Origin of the sequence: Halobellus ordinarius, from assembly GCF_031823395.1 — an archaeon.
Classification (GTDB): Archaea; Halobacteriota; Halobacteria; order Halobacteriales; family Haloferacaceae; genus Haloquadratum; species Haloquadratum ordinarius.
The window spans coordinates 161,761-177,700 of record NZ_JAVQKJ010000007.1; the positions used below are offsets into that span (position 1 = coordinate 161,761).

Annotated in this window: 14 protein-coding genes; 10 read left to right on the top strand and 4 right to left on the bottom strand. The window is 66.5% G+C overall.

Annotated features, from left to right (window positions below):
• The first annotated feature begins 72 nt into the window (after positions 1 to 72).
• The 7 genes from RJT48_RS11760 to RJT48_RS11790 all read left to right on the top strand — a co-directional run bounded on the left by RJT48_RS11760 (position 73) and on the right by RJT48_RS11790 (position 7,881).
• A complete protein-coding gene (locus RJT48_RS11760) occupies positions 73 to 1,578 on the top strand; it encodes a globin-coupled sensor protein (RefSeq protein ID WP_311172477.1) in 1,506 nt (501 codons plus the stop codon).
• A 299-nt stretch (positions 1,579 to 1,877) separates the two neighbouring features.
• Positions 1,878 to 2,126, top strand: coding sequence for a DUF7996 family protein (locus RJT48_RS11765; RefSeq protein WP_311172478.1), 249 nt, complete (start codon positions 1,878 to 1,880; stop codon positions 2,124 to 2,126).
• A 181-nt stretch (positions 2,127 to 2,307) separates the two neighbouring features.
• Positions 2,308 to 2,559: a DUF8006 family protein gene (locus tag RJT48_RS11770; RefSeq protein ID WP_311172479.1), complete on the top strand. Its 252-nt coding sequence runs from the start codon at positions 2,308 to 2,310 to the stop codon at positions 2,557 to 2,559.
• Positions 2,560 to 2,629: 70 nt separating this feature from the next.
• A complete protein-coding gene (locus RJT48_RS11775) occupies positions 2,630 to 3,163 on the top strand; it encodes a DUF5815 family protein (protein ID WP_311172480.1) in 534 nt (177 codons plus the stop codon).
• A gap of 159 nt (positions 3,164 to 3,322) precedes the next feature.
• Positions 3,323 to 3,553, top strand: a complete 231-nt coding sequence (locus RJT48_RS11780; protein ID WP_311172481.1) for a hypothetical protein — start codon at positions 3,323 to 3,325, stop codon at positions 3,551 to 3,553.
• Between the two features lie 150 nt (positions 3,554 to 3,703).
• Positions 3,704 to 6,994: a carbamoyl-phosphate synthase large subunit gene (carB, locus tag RJT48_RS11785; RefSeq protein WP_311172482.1), complete on the top strand. Its 3,291-nt coding sequence runs from the start codon at positions 3,704 to 3,706 to the stop codon at positions 6,992 to 6,994.
• Between the two features lie 272 nt (positions 6,995 to 7,266).
• On the top strand, positions 7,267 to 7,881 hold the full coding sequence (locus RJT48_RS11790; RefSeq protein ID WP_311172483.1) for a DUF6149 family protein: 615 nt from the start codon (positions 7,267 to 7,269) through the stop codon (positions 7,879 to 7,881).
• A gap of 17 nt (positions 7,882 to 7,898) precedes the next feature.
• Here RJT48_RS11790 and RJT48_RS11795 read toward each other — a convergent pair whose 3' ends face one another.
• Entirely contained in the window at positions 7,899 to 9,347 is a 1,449-nt protein-coding gene (locus RJT48_RS11795; protein WP_311172484.1) for an NAD(P)/FAD-dependent oxidoreductase, read from the bottom strand.
• A 109-nt stretch (positions 9,348 to 9,456) separates the two neighbouring features.
• Between RJT48_RS11795 and RJT48_RS11800 the strand changes: the two genes are divergently transcribed.
• Positions 9,457 to 10,332 (top strand): homoserine kinase, encoded by an 876-nt coding sequence (locus RJT48_RS11800; protein ID WP_311172485.1) that lies wholly within the window; start codon positions 9,457 to 9,459, stop codon positions 10,330 to 10,332.
• Between the two features lie 72 nt (positions 10,333 to 10,404).
• Here the strand turns inward: RJT48_RS11800 and pdxS are convergent, their stop codons facing one another.
• Positions 10,405 to 11,313 carry a pyridoxal 5'-phosphate synthase lyase subunit PdxS gene (gene pdxS / locus RJT48_RS11805; RefSeq protein WP_311172486.1) on the bottom strand — a complete coding sequence of 303 codons (909 nt, stop codon included), beginning with the start codon at positions 11,311 to 11,313 and terminating at the stop codon, positions 10,405 to 10,407.
• Positions 11,314 to 11,479: 166 nt separating this feature from the next.
• Here pdxS and RJT48_RS11810 point away from each other — a divergent pair, with 166 nt between their 5' ends.
• The gene (locus RJT48_RS11810) at positions 11,480 to 12,238 is read left to right on the top strand and encodes a DUF1405 domain-containing protein (protein ID WP_311172487.1); all 759 of its coding nucleotides are present in this window, start codon (positions 11,480 to 11,482) and stop codon (positions 12,236 to 12,238) included.
• Positions 12,239 to 12,402: 164 nt separating this feature from the next.
• Entirely contained in the window at positions 12,403 to 13,455 is a 1,053-nt protein-coding gene (locus RJT48_RS11815) for an enolase-like domain-containing protein (protein WP_311172488.1), read from the top strand.
• A gap of 33 nt (positions 13,456 to 13,488) precedes the next feature.
• On the opposite strand, the gene RJT48_RS11820 is transcribed toward RJT48_RS11815, so the two are convergent.
• Together RJT48_RS11820 and RJT48_RS11825 are read right to left on the bottom strand one after the other, a co-directional pair.
• Positions 13,489 to 14,592 (bottom strand): sensor histidine kinase, encoded by a 1,104-nt coding sequence (locus RJT48_RS11820; protein WP_311172489.1) that lies wholly within the window; start codon positions 14,590 to 14,592, stop codon positions 13,489 to 13,491.
• Between the two features lie 154 nt (positions 14,593 to 14,746).
• Positions 14,747 to 15,838, bottom strand: coding sequence for an aminopeptidase (locus RJT48_RS11825; RefSeq protein WP_311172490.1), 1,092 nt, complete (start codon positions 15,836 to 15,838; stop codon positions 14,747 to 14,749).
• Between the last annotated feature and the right edge of the window lie 102 nt (positions 15,839 to 15,940).

Consider the following 15,940-nt stretch of genomic DNA (forward strand, 5'->3'; position numbering starts at 1 on the left):
CGCTCCCCGACGGGCGAACGGCCGGTTCTTCGCCGTCGAAAGGGATAACGCCCGACCAACTAATCAGCACGTATGAGCACATACGCAGACGTATTCGGACAGGGCGGACTGAACTCCGAGGTCGACGAGTCACAGCTGATCGAACGGATCGGGCTCGACGACGAGGAGATCCAATGGCGGAAGGACTTCCTGAACTTCGGCGACGACGACGCCGCCCGGCTTGCGTCGCTCGCCGCGACCTTCGAGCAACACGAGGACGCGGTCGCAAACGCGTTCTACGACAATCTCACAGAGCACGACGAGACCGTCGAGGTGATCGAGCGGTCGCCGAAAGATGTCGAGGCGCTCAAGCAGACACAGCGAGCGTACTGGCGGACACTCACCGACGGCGAGTACGGCCGGGAGTACTTCACCAACCGTGCGCGCATCGGCAAACTTCACGAACTGCTCGATATGCCGGAAAAGCACTATATCGGGCAGTACGGTGTCTACTACGAGCTTCTGTTCGACGTGATGAACCAGCGGATGCAGTCGCAGGTGACAGACGTCCTCGAGTCCGCCGGCGTCGACGAGGAGACGATCCTCGACGTCCACGAGCAGATCGACGACGGGGTGGACGAGACGCTCTCGGCGCTGAAACTGATGAACCTCGATATGCAGGTGGCGATCGACACCTACACCGCGAGCCGGGAGGCCGAACTCGAAGACGAGATCGAGCGCCGCCGGCAGATCGCCGAGGAGACGAACGAGGCCGCCCAGGATCTCCAGGAGTTCGCCAACAACGTCTCCCAGAGTTCCCGACGGATCAGCGACCTCACCGACACCGAGGCCGGTAACATCGACGAGATCCGCGCGGAGATGTCGAACCTCAGCGCGACGATCGAGGAGATCGCCGCCACCGCCGACGAGGTCGAAAAGACGAGCGAACGGGCCGTCGATGCCGCAAAGGAGGGACAGTCCTCGGGCGCGACGGCGATCGACGTGATGGAGGACATCGAGGCGTCCGCAGAGCAGATCGGTACGAGCGTCGCGGGCCTCCAGGACCGCACCGAGGAGATCGACGAGATCGTCGACGTCATCAACGACATCGCCGAGCAGACGAACCTGCTCGCGCTGAACGCGTCGATCGAGGCGGCACGGGCCGGCGAGGCCGGCGACGGCTTCGCGGTGGTCGCCGACGAGGTCAAGAGCCTCGCCGAGGAGTCCCAGGATCAGGCCGACCAGATCGAGACGACGATCCGGGACATCCAAGGCGAGATCGACCGGACCGTCGAGAACGTCGAGGCGACGGCCGCGGACATCGACACCGGGATCGACCGGGTCGAGGACGCGATGGAACAGCTCGACGAGATCGTCAGGGTCGTCGAGGAGGCCGCAAACGGGATCAAGGAGGTCTCGAAGGCCACCGACGACCAGGCCGGGAGCGGCGATCAGATTGCTCGGATGCTCGATGAAGCAGCAGATCGCATCAACGAGATCAACGAGGAAATCGACGAAGTCGCCACCGCGAACGAACAACAGACCGCCAAGGTGTTCAAGGTCACCTCGGACCTCAAACAGCTCAGCCAGAAGCTCTGATACTGATTACTCTCGTCTCTTCCCGCCGAGCGCGATCCCCGTTGGCGGCGCTCGGCGGTATAGTAGCGTTTGCAAGTCTTTGCCCACACGGTCGCACGCTGTCGTGCGATCGGCTGAGCAATCAGTTGCAAACGCTACGATAACAAGTGAGAGTACTCAGTATGAGCGCCCGACGGCTCCCCATTCGCCCGGCCACTCGCCGAGCGCTATCTGACCATCCTCGCGACTGGTACGGCCGGCCGAATCCGGTCCGTTCGCCAACCGGTCCTTTGAGGGTCCCGCGGCCCCAAAAGCGATTGATGGCCGAAGATGACACCGGGAGCGGACACGACGGGGAGAGACGCATTTTCGAGCTGACGCGGGATAAACTGCTGCTCGTGACGTTGCTCTTCGTCGGGATCGCGGGTTCGGGGATCGTTCGCCGGCTGCTCGGCGAACTCGGCTACGACGGTCTCGGTGCGATCGTCTTCATCCTCGGCTACGGCGGAATGGTGTTCGCGATCTGGTACGGCTGGATCCGCCCGATGGACATCACCGGCCCCGACTGATCGCTCACGACCGGTATTCGACCGAGAGATGTCACTGGCCTCGACTGATCGCTCACGACCAGTATTCGACTGATCGACCGACGGGTCGCCCGCGGTCGCCGCGAGCGGGATGGGTTCGTTCCCACGATCCCGCGGAGAACGGAACTTTAATACTCGATTCGCGCCGAACGTCCGGATAAGAATGCTCCCCCTACAGCTCGTCGACAGTTTCCTGCTCCAGTACAACGTCGGGCAGGCACTCTTGCTCGGGTTCGTGGTCGCGACGGTGGGTGTGCTGCCCCTTCGATCACAGAAGCTCCTCGCGCTCAACGTGATGCTCTTCGGTGTGATCTTCGCACTGACGCCGCAGTCGCTCGTGCCGATCCATTACCTGTTCCTCGGGCTCGGACTCCTCGTCATCGGACCGGTCCTGTACACGACCGCGAGCGATTGACCGACCGCCGGGACGACGCCGTGGGAGCCCGGAGCGCGACGTTTAACCCCGACCGACGAGAACGGCCGGTATGACACAGCCGCAGGTTCCCGGCGGGGGCGGCGAGACGCTCGAGTTGCCGTGCGGCGAGGATATCGACGTGCGGCGGCTCGACCTGGGAATGCGGGAGTATGAGTGCGACTGCGGTGGCAGCCACGCGGTCGTGATGGACGTCCATCCCCCGGAGCGGTTCCTCCCCGACTTCCTGGTCTCGGTGCTCCGGGAGGCCGTCGAGACGACGAGCGAGGAGATGCCGGAGTTCGGGACGGCCCACCTGATGGGGATGGTCTTAGAGGAGTTCCCCGGAGAAGTCGCCTCCGCGGACGTGAGCGACGACGGCGACGTCGGCGCCGGGATCGTCTGGATGACCGACTTCGACGCCCGGCGCCTCCACGAGATCGTCGTCGAACTCGTCGTCGAACTGATGGAACACGCCGTCAGCCACGCCGACGCCGACTCGGCGATCGCGGAGTTCGAAGCACGGATGCACGAGTTCGACGTGAGCGAGTTCGTCAGCCAGTACCGTGCCGAGCGTGATCTCTCCGCCGACGACGTCTCGGTATGAGGTGGGCACTCGGAGCGAGGCGGGCGATAGCCGACCGAATCGCGGAGGTAGCACCCTCGCTCCAACCGCCGTCCGAAACGCTCCGCGAATTCGACGTATTGCGGCCGTCTGACGCCTGTCGCACTGGAATCTAAGCCCTCCCAGGACGTGTCCCCGAGTATGATCGCGACCCGGCACTCCGGGTTCGAGGAACTCTACGACGTGCTCGCCGACGCGGACGAACCGCTGACTGCACGCGAGATTCTCGATCGCCTGCGGGAGCGCGAGGTCGACGCGTTCGATTCCTCCTACCGCGTCGCGACCGTTCTGGGAAAGATCGCGGAACGTGGCGGCCCGGTCGTCGTCGTCGAGGGGAGCCCGTACCGCTACCGGGTCGAGGGACGGGACTGACGGCGGAGCCCCGGCCGGTGGCCTCTCCTCGCTGCCGAGCGGCGCGTCCGAGTGCTGTGCCACTCCCTCCGGTTACGAATTTCGAAATCGACTTTCGTATCTCGTAGTAATCCGCCGGGCTTATTACGATGTGCGGACTTCGTCTCACTGATGACTGACGAGGACATTTCGACCGGCGGTGCAGCGGCGTCCGAAGACCGGACGATCCTGCTCATCGGCAGCGGACCGATCCAAATCGGACAGGCGGCCGAGTTCGACTACTCCGGCGCACAGGCCTGCCGGGCGCTCCAGGAGGAGGGCGCCCGAGTCGTCCTCGTCAACTCGAACCCCGCGACGATTATGACGGACCCGGAGATGGCCGACCGGGTGTACATCGAGCCGATCACGCCCGAGGCCATCGCCGAGATCATCCGCGAGGAGAAGCCCGACGGCGTCATCGCCGGACTGGGCGGCCAGACCGGGCTGAACGTCACGGCCGAACTCGCCGAACAGGGCATCTTAGAGGAACACGACGTCGACATTATGGGCACGCCGCTGGACACCATCTACGCCACGGAGGACCGCGATCTGTTCCGGCAGCGGATGGAGAACATCGGCCAGCCCGTCCCCGAATCGACGACGATCTCCCTCGACGAGGACGAGGAGGTCCAGCGCCTGACGGAGGTAGACCTCCGCGACCGCGTCGACGACGCCGTCGAGGCGGTCGGCGGCCTGCCCGTGATCGCGCGGACGACCTACACGCTCGGCGGGTCGGGCTCCGGCGTCGTCCACGAGAAGGAGGAACTGTACGAGCGCGTCCGGAAGGGGCTTCGCCTCTCGCGCAACAGCGAGGTGCTCATCACCGAGTCCATCTCCGGGTGGGTCGAACTGGAGTACGAGGTGATGCGCGACGCCGACAACTCCTGTATCATCATCTGCAATATGGAGAACATCGACCCGATGGGCATCCACACCGGCGAGTCCATCGTGGTCACGCCCTCGCAGGTCATCCCCGACGAGGGCCACCAGGAGATGCGCGACGCGGCGCTGGAGGTGATCCGCGAACTCGGCATCCAGGGCGGCTGTAACATCCAGTTCGCGTGGCACGACGACGGCACCCCCGGCGGCGAGTACCGCGTCGTCGAGGTGAACCCCCGCGTCTCCCGGTCGTCGGCGCTGGCATCGAAGGCGACCGGCTACCCGATCGCCCGCGTGACCGCGAAGGTCGCACTCGGCAAGCGCCTCCACGAGATCGAAAACGAGATCACCGGCGAGACGACCGCGGCGTTCGAGCCCGCGATCGACTACGTGGTCACCAAGATTCCCCGGTGGCCCAAGGACAAGTTCGACGACGTCGACTTCACGCTCTCGACGGCGATGAAGTCGACCGGCGAGGCGATGGCGATCGGGCGGACGTTCGAGGAGTCGATGCTGAAAGCGATCCGCTCGACGGAGTACGAGCCCGCGACGGACGTCGAGACCGTCTCCGACGAGACCCTGGAGACGGAACTGCTCGAACGGCCGACCCCCGACCGGACGTTCGCCATCTTCGAGGCCTTCGACCGCGGCTACTCCGTCGCGGAGGTGCAGGAACTGACCGGCATCAAGGAGTGGTACCTCGAACGCTACCAGCGCGTCTCCGAGGCGATGGACGCCGCCCAGGAGGGTGACTTCACCACCGCCGCGACCGCCGGCGTCACCAACGCCGAGATAGCGACCGCGACGGGCGCGACTGTCAGCGAGGTCGAGACCGACGTGCCGGGGCGCACCTACAAACAGGTCGATACCTGCGCCGGCGAGTTCGCCGCCCAGACGCCGTATTACTACTCCTCGCGCAGGCCCGAGTTCTACACCGGGCCCTACGAGGGTGACGCTGCAGCGGGCGAACTCCGCGTGGATCGCGACGTCGAGAGCGTCGTCGTCGTCGGCGGCGGCCCGATCCGCATCGGCCAGGGCGTGGAGTTCGACTACTGTTCGGTCCACGCCGTGCAGGCGCTCCGGGACATGGGCATCGACGCTCACGTCGTGAACAACAACCCGGAGACGGTCTCGACCGACTACGACACCTCCGACGGCCTGTTCTTCGAGCCCATCACCGCCGAAGAGGTCGCCGACGTCGTCGAGGCGGCCGACGCCGACGGCGTGATGGTCCAGTTCGGCGGCCAGACGTCCGTCAACATCGGCCACCCGCTGGAATCGGAGCTCAAGCGCCGCGGCCTCGACTGTGAGATCCTCGGGACGAGCGTGGACGCGATGGACCTCGCGGAGGACCGCGACCGGTTCAACCGCCTGATGGACGATCTGGGGATCCTCCAGCCGGAAGGCGGCTCCGCGACCAGCGAGGCCGAAGCGCTGGAACTGGCGAACGACATCGGCTATCCGGTCCTCGTCCGCCCCTCGTACGTGCTCGGCGGCCGGGCGATGGAGGTCGTCTACTCCGACGACGAACTGAAAGAGTACATCGAGGAGGCGGTGCGGGTCTCCCCCGACAAGCCGATCCTCATCGACGAGTTCCTCGCCGACGCGATCGAACTCGACGTCGACGCCGTCTCCGACGGCGAGGAGGCGATCATCGGCGGCGTGATGGAACACGTCGAGAGCGCGGGCGTCCACTCGGGCGACTCCGCGTGTATGATCCCGCCGCGGGCGCTCGACGAGGAGACGATGGCGCGCGTCCGCGAGGTCACAGAAGATATCGCGACCGCGCTCGATACGGTCGGCCTCCTGAACGTTCAGTTGGCAGTTAAAGACAGCGAGTCGCAGGGCGACTCGGATGCGAGCGGTGAAACCGCGAGCAGCAACGTCTACGTGCTGGAGGCGAACCCCCGCTCCTCGCGGACGGTCCCGTTCGTCTCGAAGGCGACCGGCGTCCCGATCGCGAAGCTCGCAGCGAAGGTGATGGCCGGCGAGACGCTCGACGACCTCGACGTCGACGAGCAGATCCCCGGGGACGTGAGCGTCAAGGAGGTCGTCCTGCCGTTCGACCGCCTGCCCGGTTCCGATCCGCGCCTCGGCCCCGAGATGAAGTCGACGGGCGAGGTGATGGGCACGGCGTCGACGTTCGCGAAAGCATACGACAAGGCCCAGGATTCCACCGGCAAGCCAATCCCCGAATCCGGCACCGCGTGGATCGACCTCTCGGCCGACGAGTTCCCCGACCCCGACACCGAGGCCGGGCAGGAACTGCTCGACGGCTACGCGGAGTACTTCGATCTCGAAACCTTCGAGGATCACGACGAACTCGTCTCGGCGCTCCGCGAGGGGCGGATCGACCTCGTGGTCTCCCGCGACCTCGACCCCCTCAAGGTGTGTGTCGAAGAGGAGATCACGTACTTCTCGACGGAGGCGTCGGCCGCCGCGGCGCTGGAAGCCCTCGGCGCCAAGGACGAACCGATCGACGTCGAAGCCGTCTCCGACCGCCCGCGCCGCATCCAGCAGTGGGGCGGCCGGGCCGACGACTGAGTCGGATCCGCTGGCGTCCGTTCGCAGCCGTGATTTTATAAAAGATCGGGGGCCAGCCTCCCCGTGACGTAGCAAATGCCCCGCGTCGGGCAGCGATTGCTCGGCACGTCGGCGCGGGATCGGATGGCGACGGCGCGAGGGGCGTCGTCGGTGCAGGTGCCGACTGTTCGCCTATATCTGAGACGTCATTCTCGGCTCTCACCGTCAGGAGCGACACCGCTCAGCCCAGTCGACGCGTGTCATTCAAGTTCGACGGGTCCCAAGTGGGTGCAATGAAAATCCACCAGAACATCCGCCACTTCGCGGCGAAGAAGGCGCTGACGATGCCGGTCGTCGGCGACATCGCGACGGAGAAACTCGTCGACCTGCACGTCCGCGTGTTCGGCGACCGGGCCGACGACGACCGCCGCGAGGAGCGGGAGCCCCATATGGAGGCGTTCTTCGAGTGCACGTTCGACACGTACGTGCAAGCGCTCGAAGAAGGTTTCACGGAGGCCGAGGCCCGCGAGATCACCCACATCCTGGCCAACTTCGACTTCTACAACCACGGCTGGACCGAGATGATGGAGTTCCCCGCCTCGGAACTGGAACCGCACTACGAGCGCTACGAGTCGTTCTTCGAGCGGTACAACATCGATATCGCGAATCCGCTCGGTGACTTCCGGACGCGGGAGATCCCTGACGCGCCGTCGACACCGGAACGGCTCGACGAGCCAGCGCATCCCCACGCGGAGGGCGGCTTCGCCGACGACGTTTACGTGGAGGGCGAGGACGGCGAACTCCGCGTCGGCGGACAGGACGAACCAGACGACGTCGACGTCGAGGTCGCGCCCGGACTCCAGGACGTCGACGCCGAGGTCGACGATACCGACGAGACCGAGGCGTAAGTCGCTCGGCCTGCCAGCTATTCGTTTTCGACGCCGTCGGCCCCGCTGAAATCGAACCCCGCTTCCGGCGCTGCGTCGCCCGCGGAATCCGACTGTCTCCCGTCTCCCAGCGCCGCGTCGATCCGATCGGCGACCTCGTAGCCCGCGAGAATGCCGCCGTTGAGCGACCGCTCCGGGTACTGCGCCGCCGAAGCCATCCCAGCGTAGTAGACGCCCTCGCCGACCTCCGCATCGAGGTGGTACGGCACAACCAGATCCAGGTAGCCGCGCTCGTAGATCGGCGCGGCCCGGGGGTTGCGGGCGATTCGGAACTCCGAGACCGCGGATCGATCGAAGTCGGGGAACATCGATTCGATCTCGGCCAGCCACGCCTCCCGAACTTCGTCGTCGTCCATCTGCCACAGGTCCTCCTCGCTGTCCTGGACGTACGCGGCGACGTACAGCAGGTGGTCGCCGCCGTAGCGCTCCCGCTCGACGAAGTTCGTGTGCTCGATGAGTGCGCCGAACGGGGCGTCGTGGGCGACGTTCAGCCAGTAGGTGTTCAACAGCGACTCCTCCAGGGTGGCGAGCCCACAGACTGCGCCCTGGAAGTCGATCTCGCAGGCGTAGCCCGTCAGCGACTCTAAGACGTTCGGCATCGCCGCGACGACGGCGGCGTCGACGTCGTGGGTCGTCTCGCCGGACGCCTGCGGTTCGCCGGATTCCTGCGGTTCGCCGGATTCCTGCGGTTCGCCGTGATCTACCGTCAGCGACTGCACCTGCCCGTCCTCCACCGTGAGGTCGGTCACCGGCGCGTTCGTCGTGATGTTCTCCCGGCCGACGGCGTCGACGAGCGCGTCGAGCAGGGCGCCGAATCCGCCGTCGAAGTAGCCGAGGATCTCACCACGGAGGGGATCCCGCTCGCCCCGGAACCGCACCCGGCCGAGGAACCACGCCGCGGAGATCTCGTCCTTCCGATCCCCGTACTTCCCGTCGAGCAGCGGATCGACGAAGTTCTCGTAGACGCTCGTGGTGGTGTGTTCCTCGACGAACTCCCGGACTGTGACGTCCTCGTAGGCCGCGAGGTCGTCGTAGGCGTCGAAGTCCGGGATCCCGCCGCGGACGTCGACGCCGAGAGTGAGCATCCCCAGCCGGAACTTGTCGTAGAGGCTCATGTGCGGGTACGCGAGGATCTCCCAGGGCGTATCGAGCGGGTGGACGACGCCGTCGACGTAGTAGCCGTTGGTGCCGACCCGCCACTCGATCCGGTCGCCGAGGCCGAGATCCCCGGCGAGTTCGACGATGGTCTCCTCGGACTTCGAGAGGTGGTGGTAGAACTTCTCGATGTCGTCGCCGGCCGTCCCGTAGGTGGCCGCGAGGCCGCCGATGTCGCCGCTGGCCTCGAACACCTGTACGTCGTGCCCACGCTCCTGCAGCCGATAGGCTGCCGCGAGTCCCGCGATCCCGCCGCCGACGACGCCGATCATACCCTCACTACTCCGCAGTCCGGAAAGTGCTTTCCGTTCGGCTACGGCCCGTCCGCTGTGGTTCCGTCGTTCGCTACCTTTTTATTCGCAGTTGGGCAACCGAACGCGTATGCAGACGGTCAGGGCCCCCGCGACGAGCGCGAATCTCGGAAGCGGGTTCGACGTCTTCGGCGTCGCCCTCGACCGCCCCACGGACGTCGTCCGCGTCGAGAAGGCCGACCGGACGACGATCGAGATGACCGGCGTCGGCAGCCAGTACATCCCCGAGGATCCCGAGAAGAACGTCGTCGGCGCCGTCGCCGAGGCGCTGGACGCGCCGGCCCACATCCGGATCGACAAGGGCGTCCGTCCCTCGTCGGGACTCGGCTCCTCGGCGGCCAGTTCCGCCGCGGCGGCGCTCGCACTGAACGCGCTCTACGACCGGGGGCTCTCGCGGGAGGAACTCGTTCCCATCGCGGCCGAGGGGGAGGCCGTCGTCTCCGGGGAAGCGCACGCCGACAACGTCGCCCCTGCGCTCCTCGGGGGCTTCACCGTCGCCCGCGGCGACGCCGTCACGGCCGTCGACGCCTCGATTCCGCTCGTGGCCTGCCTGCCGGAAATCGCCGTCTCGACTCGCGACGCCCGCGGCGTCGTTCCCGAATCGGCCTCGATGGAGGACGTCGTCCACACCGTCGGCTCCGCGGCGACGCTTGCGGTCGGGATGTGTCGCGACGACCCGGAACTCGTCGGCGCAGGGATGGACGAGCGGGTCGTCACGCCCGCCCGGGCGGAACTCATCACCGGCTACGACGCCGTCCACGAGGCTGCACTCGAAGCCGGCGCGACGGGCGTCACGGTCTCGGGGGCGGGCCCGGCGATCATCGCGCCGTGTCGGGAGGCCGACCGCCGCCACGTCGCCGCCGCGATGGTTGACGCTTTCGCTCAGGCCGGCGTCGAGTCCCGCGCGTACCAGACGCGGGTGAGCGCGGGCGCGACGCTGTACTGATTGGACTCATCGATGTGCCGAAAACGGCCCGCGAGCACTCGCTAAAAACAGCAGAGAAAGCCGTCAGCCCACTCAGACGCCGCGGCCCTGGATCTTCTCCTCTTCGGGGAGGCTGGCGTTGGATTCGCCTTTCATTCCCTTGCCGAGGTTCGAGGCGATATCCGCGAGCACGTCGGGGTTGTCCCAGTTGTTCACGGCCTCGACGATGGCCTCGCCCATCGCCGGGGGGTTCTCCGCGCCGAAGATCCCGGAGCCGACGAAGATGCCGTCGCAGCCGTGGTGCATCATCAGCGCCGCGTCAGCCGGGGTGGCGATGCCGCCAGCGGCGAAGTTCACGACCGGCAGCCGACCCATCTCGGCGGTCTCGTGAACGAGGTCCGCGGGCGCTTCGTGTTCGCGGGCCCACGCCTCGCGCTCCTCGTGGGTCTTGCCCTGGATTTCGCGGATCGACCCTTTGATGTTGCGCTGGTGGTGGACGGCCTGGTTCACGTCGCCGGTGCCGGCCTCGCCCTTGGTGCGGATCATCGCCGCGCCCTCGTCGATCCGGCGGAGCGCCTCCCCGAGGTTGCGCGCGCCGCAGACGAACGGCGCCGTGAAGTCGCGCTTGTCGATGTGGTATTTGTCATCCGCGGGCGTGAGCACTTCGCTCTCGTCGATCATATCGACGCCGACCGACTGCAGGATCTGCGCCTCCTTCGTGTGGCCGATCCGGGATTTGCCCATCACCGGAATCGAGACGGACTCGACGATCTCCGTGACGTCGGCCGGGTCGGCCATCCGCGCGACGCCGCCGCGCTTCCGGATATCTGCGGGGACGGCTTCGAGCGCCATCACCGCGACCGCACCGGCTTCTTCGGCAATCCGTGCCTGTTCGGCGTCGACGACGTCCATAATGACGCCGCCCTTCTGCATCTGTGCGAACCCGCGCTTGACGAGTTCGGTCCCGCGGCGGAGTTCGGACAGATCAGTCTCCTCAGACATACAATTTGGTTGGGGTTGGACGCACTTAAACAGTTTAGTCCCGCCCGCGAGGACCCGGATTTCGTCCGCGGTCTGGTCGTCGAGATGGCCTCGTCCGAGAGCGAATTCACCCGCTGCTCCAACCCGGAACCGGCACCCATTTTTCGCCGGAATCCGAGCCTCCAGTATGGCATCGTCTCGCACGTCACGATCCAGGCTGCGTCGGTTGGTCGCCGGCGACGGGCTCCCCGAATCCGATGGCCTCCCGCGATGGCTCGCGCCGCTCCCGACGTGGCTCGAAAACGTCGGCCTCCGGTTCGCGTGGGTCGTCGTCGCGATAAACCTTCTCGGGACCGCTTTCGGCTTCTGGTACTACGGCTTTCACCCGCTGCCGCTCTCGGATCCGCTCGTCACCTGGCAGTTCGCGGCCGAACCGGTCGTGATGTGGCCCTTTGTCCCCGACAGCCCGATGGCGACGCTGTTCATCGCTCTGGCCTTCGCTAGCTGGAAGCTCGGGCGGACGAACGAGTATCTCGCGGCGCTGGCCTTCTTCGGCTGCTGGAAGCTCGGGCTGTGGACGCCGTACGTCCTGGCGGTCTTCGCCGACGCCTTCCTGGAGACGACGTGGTTCCCGCTCTACGTGTTCCTCTTTTTCAGCCACCTCGCGATGGTCGTCGAGGCCTTCGTCATCCATCGGTTCGCGGACCTCCCGGTCCGTGCGGTCGCCGTCGCCCTCGCGTGGTACGGCCTCAACGACATCGTGGACTACTTCGTTCCGATCGTCGGCGACCCCCACCACACGGCCCTGCCGCTCGCAGATAGCGCGGTGGTTGGCGGCTCGACCGTGTTGCAGCTCGCGGCCGCCGGAGCCGTGGTCCTCACCTTCCTCGCGACATTCTTCGCGCTCGCGACTCGCGTGAAGAAGGTGGAAGCGTGGTGCGCCTGATACTGATTACTCTCGTCTCTTCCCGTCGAGCGCCGCCAACGTGGGTGACGCTCGGCGGGAAACAGTGAGAGTAATCAGTATGAGAAGGGTGCGACGGCGTTTGCCCGGTCCGATGCCGCGCCGACCGACCACGCTTTTCCCCGCGTCGCGCCTACCTGTGACCGATGAGCCAACTCTTCGACGCCGTCGCCGATCTCCCGCTCGTGATCGACTCGACCGAGCGGACGCGGCGCGACCGCGACACCTCCAGCGACTTCGTCCGGACGACCACCACCTTCCACCTCTCGGGGGCCGGCGAGACCGGTCGCGGCGAGGACGTCACCTACGACACCGAGGATCACGACGCGCTCGCGGACGCACCGTCGCTCGATCTCACTGGCGAGTACACGTTCGCCTCCTTTTCGGCCCACCTCGCCGACGTCGATCTCTTCCCGACGAAGCCACCGGAGCGGGAGACCGCACGCCCGTACCGCCGGTGGGCGATCGAGTCGGCGGCGCTTGATCTCGCCCTGCGACAGAACGACCAGTCGCTCGCCGACGTGCTCGACAGAGAGCCCTCGTCCGTCCGCTTTGTCGTCTCGACGCGGCTCGGGGACCCGCCGACGACAGACCGGATCGAGTCGATCCTCGATGCCTACCCCGACGCCGAGTTCAAACTCGATCCGACGCCGGCGTGGACCGACGACGTCGTCGACGCGGTCGCGGCGACCGAGGCGGTTCGGATACTCGATCTGAAGGGGCTCTACGAGGGCACAGAGGTCGACACCGACCCGGATCCCGGTCTCTACCGGCGCCTCCTGTCGACGTTCCCCGAGGCGGTCTTCGAGGATCCCGCGCTGACACCGGAGACGCGACCGCTGTTCGACGGCGCGGAGGGGCAGGTGTCGTGGGACTACCCGATCACCGGCGTCGAGTCGGTCGAAGCACGGCCGTTCGAGCCCGCGTGGCTGAACATCAAGCCGTCGCGGTTCGGCACCGTCCGGTCGCTGTTCGCGACGATCGAGTGGGCGGCGGCACACGACGTCACGCTGTACGGCGGCGGCCAGTTCGAACTCGGTGTCGGTCGTGACCACATCCAACTGCTCGCGTCGCTGTTCTATCCGGACGGCCCCAACGACGTCGCCCCCGGCGGTTACAACGACCCGGAGGTGGCGGGTGGGCTGCCGACCAGTCCGCTCGCAGCCCCCGAAAACAGTGTCGGGCTCTCGTGGGAGTGACCGCGCAGTTGGGGGACCGCCGCAGGCGGTCATCTACGCGAACTCGACGCCGCTGAACTCGAACCGCGCGCCGCCGCCCTCGCTTTCCGTGACGTCGATCTCCCAGCTGTGGGCGGCAGCGACCTGACGGACGATCGAGAGGCCGAGGCCGGTCCCCTGCCGCGCCGTCGAGTAGCCGTTCTCGAAGACGCGATCGCGGTCTTCCGGCGGAATCCCGGGCCCGTCGTCGGCGACGTAGAAGCCGCCGCCGACCGTCCCGATAGTAATGATCACGTCCTCGCCGCCGTGCTCCACAGCGTTCCGGAAGAGGTTCTCGAGGAGCTGTTGCAGCCGGTCCCGGTCGGCACGGATCGTGTCGGCTGTCTCCACCGACAGCGTCGCCTCGGCGGTCGCGACGTTCTCCCAGCAGGCCGTCGCCAGCGCCCCGAGTTCGACCGACTCCATATCGCGGATGGCGTCGCCCTGTCGGGTGAGCGTGAGGAGATCCTCGATCAGGGTCGCCATCCGCTCGTGGGCGTCGGCGACCGTTTTCAGGCGCTCGCTGTCTGCGTCCTCCCGTGCCAGCCCCAGATTCCCCTGTGCGACGCTCAGCGGGTTCCGGAGATCGTGTGAAAGCACGCTCGCGAACCGCTCTAACTCCTCGTTTTTCCGCTCGAGCTCCGCCTCCCGCTCTTTGAGTTCCTCAGTCCGCGCCCGGAGTTGCTCCCGTCGCGTGTTGGCTTTCGTCTCCTGGATGCCAACCGCAAGCCCGCCGAGAGAGCCGATCGTCACCGCGATCACCTGCGTTCCGATCGACCACTGGACGGCTACTGCCGGGTGGAGGGCACGCAGGAGGATGAACCCGTACATCAGCAGGACCCCGCCGAGCACCCACCCGAGGACTCGCGGATACTGCTCCTGGTGGATCTCAGACTCCGGCAGCCGAAGCCCGGTGTACGCGAGTGCGACGCCGGGCGTCCCGACAAAGACGAACTCCAGGAGGGCGACAGGGACGTCCCCGCCGCCGACGAGCGCGACGGCGACCTTCGCGACCGCGGCCAAAAGCAGCGCGCTTCCGCCGGCGAACAACAGCCGCGGAAAGAGGGGAAGCCGGGAGAGTCGCCGGATGAGAGATGTCGGCGACGGGGAGAGTTCCATTTGCTTTCCGGAGTACTCCCTGCCCGGTTATGTAAGTACGTGTCGACGAAGCCGGAGACGGCGCCGCTGATCCGTACTGATTACTCTCATTTTTTCCCGCTGAGCGCCACCCCCGGTGACGGCGATCGGCGGGAAGAGACGAGCGTAATCGGTATCAGGCCGACTCGAAGCCCTCTTCGAACCGGAACGTCCCGTTGCGCTGGACGACCTCGCCGTCGACCTCGATGACGGACTCTTCGCTCATATCGACGATCATATCGACGTGTTCGGCGCTCTCGTTGCGCTCGTTTTCCTCGCCGACGGTCTCGGGATACGCCGAGCCGACGGCCATGTGGACGGTGTCGCCCATCTTCTCGTCGAACAGCATATTGTACGTGAACCGGTCGATCTCGCGGTTCATCCCGATCCCGAGTTCGCCGAGGTAGCGGGCGCCCTCGTCGGTCTCGAAGATCCCGTCCAGGACGTCCTCGTTGCGGCCGGCGCTGTAGGACTCGACGCGGCCGTCCGCGAAGCGGACTCGGACGTCCTCGATCTCCCGCCCCTGTCGGTACAGCGGCATATCGAAGTGGACCTCGCCCTCGACGGACTCCTTCACCGGCGCGGTGAACACCTCGCCGCCGGGGAGGTTCGCCTCGCCGTAGTCGTTGAGCGTCTCGTTGCCCGAAAGGCGCATCCGCACGTCAGTCTCCTCGCCGGATTTGATGCGGACCTCGTCGGCGTCGTCTAAGATCTCGACCATCTGTTCTTGGTGCTCGCGCTGGGCGTCCCAGTCGAGGCTCACGGCGTCCCACACGAAGTTCTCGTAGGCGTCCGTGCTCATCCCCGCGAGCTGGGCGTTGCCTGAGGTGGGATACTGGGTGAGGCTCCAGGTCTTCGAGAGCCGTTCCTGGAGGACGGGCTCCATCGCCCGCCGATAGGCGGCGTTCGTCTCGGGATCGACGTCGGCTGTCTCGGAAGCGTTGACGTCGCCGCGGACGGCGACGTAGGCGTCCATCTCCTCGTACATCGCGAGCAGATGCTCGGGCGTCTCGAAGTCGCCGTCGTGGTTCCGGAGAAAGGCCCGCTTCGCGCGGGCGTCGCTGGAAAGCGAGACCGGATGGGCGCCCCGGTCGGCGCACTCCTCGTGGAGCGCGACGACCAGATCCGACGCCGCTGACGGCGCGCTGATCACGACGTCGTCTCCGGACTCGATCCCGGTCGAGTGGTCGACGACGGTCCGTGCGTGTTCGCGGATTCGCGGGTCCATACCCGAGGGTGGTCCGTGCGGATCAAACGCCTTTCGCCCCCGGTCGAGGTCCCCGGTCGGCGACAGCCGTCCGGTCGCTCTCTGTCGGCTACGACTGCGCGC

Bases quoted from the DNA above. Each gene is read 5' to 3' on its own strand.
- RJT48_RS11760 (WP_311172477.1), top strand. From the start codon at position 73: ATGAGCACATACGCAGACGTATTCGGACAGGGCGGACTGAACTCCGAG.
- RJT48_RS11765 (WP_311172478.1), top strand. From the start codon at position 1,878: ATGGCCGAAGATGACACCGGGAGCGGACACGACGGGGAGAGACGCATT.
- RJT48_RS11770 (WP_311172479.1), top strand. From the start codon at position 2,308: ATGCTCCCCCTACAGCTCGTCGACAGTTTCCTGCTCCAGTACAACGTC.
- RJT48_RS11775 (WP_311172480.1), top strand. From the start codon at position 2,630: ATGACACAGCCGCAGGTTCCCGGCGGGGGCGGCGAGACGCTCGAGTTG.
- RJT48_RS11780 (WP_311172481.1), top strand. From the start codon at position 3,323: ATGATCGCGACCCGGCACTCCGGGTTCGAGGAACTCTACGACGTGCTC.
- carB (WP_311172482.1), top strand. From the start codon at position 3,704: ATGACTGACGAGGACATTTCGACCGGCGGTGCAGCGGCGTCCGAAGAC.
- RJT48_RS11790 (WP_311172483.1), top strand. From the start codon at position 7,267: ATGAAAATCCACCAGAACATCCGCCACTTCGCGGCGAAGAAGGCGCTG.
- RJT48_RS11795 (WP_311172484.1), bottom strand. From the start codon at position 9,347: ATGATCGGCGTCGTCGGCGGCGGGATCGCGGGACTCGCGGCAGCCTAT.
- RJT48_RS11800 (WP_311172485.1), top strand. From the start codon at position 9,457: ATGCAGACGGTCAGGGCCCCCGCGACGAGCGCGAATCTCGGAAGCGGG.
- pdxS (WP_311172486.1), bottom strand. From the start codon at position 11,313: ATGTCTGAGGAGACTGATCTGTCCGAACTCCGCCGCGGGACCGAACTC.
- RJT48_RS11810 (WP_311172487.1), top strand. From the start codon at position 11,480: ATGGCATCGTCTCGCACGTCACGATCCAGGCTGCGTCGGTTGGTCGCC.
- RJT48_RS11815 (WP_311172488.1), top strand. From the start codon at position 12,403: ATGAGCCAACTCTTCGACGCCGTCGCCGATCTCCCGCTCGTGATCGAC.
- RJT48_RS11820 (WP_311172489.1), bottom strand. From the start codon at position 14,592: ATGGAACTCTCCCCGTCGCCGACATCTCTCATCCGGCGACTCTCCCGG.
- RJT48_RS11825 (WP_311172490.1), bottom strand. From the start codon at position 15,838: ATGGACCCGCGAATCCGCGAACACGCACGGACCGTCGTCGACCACTCG.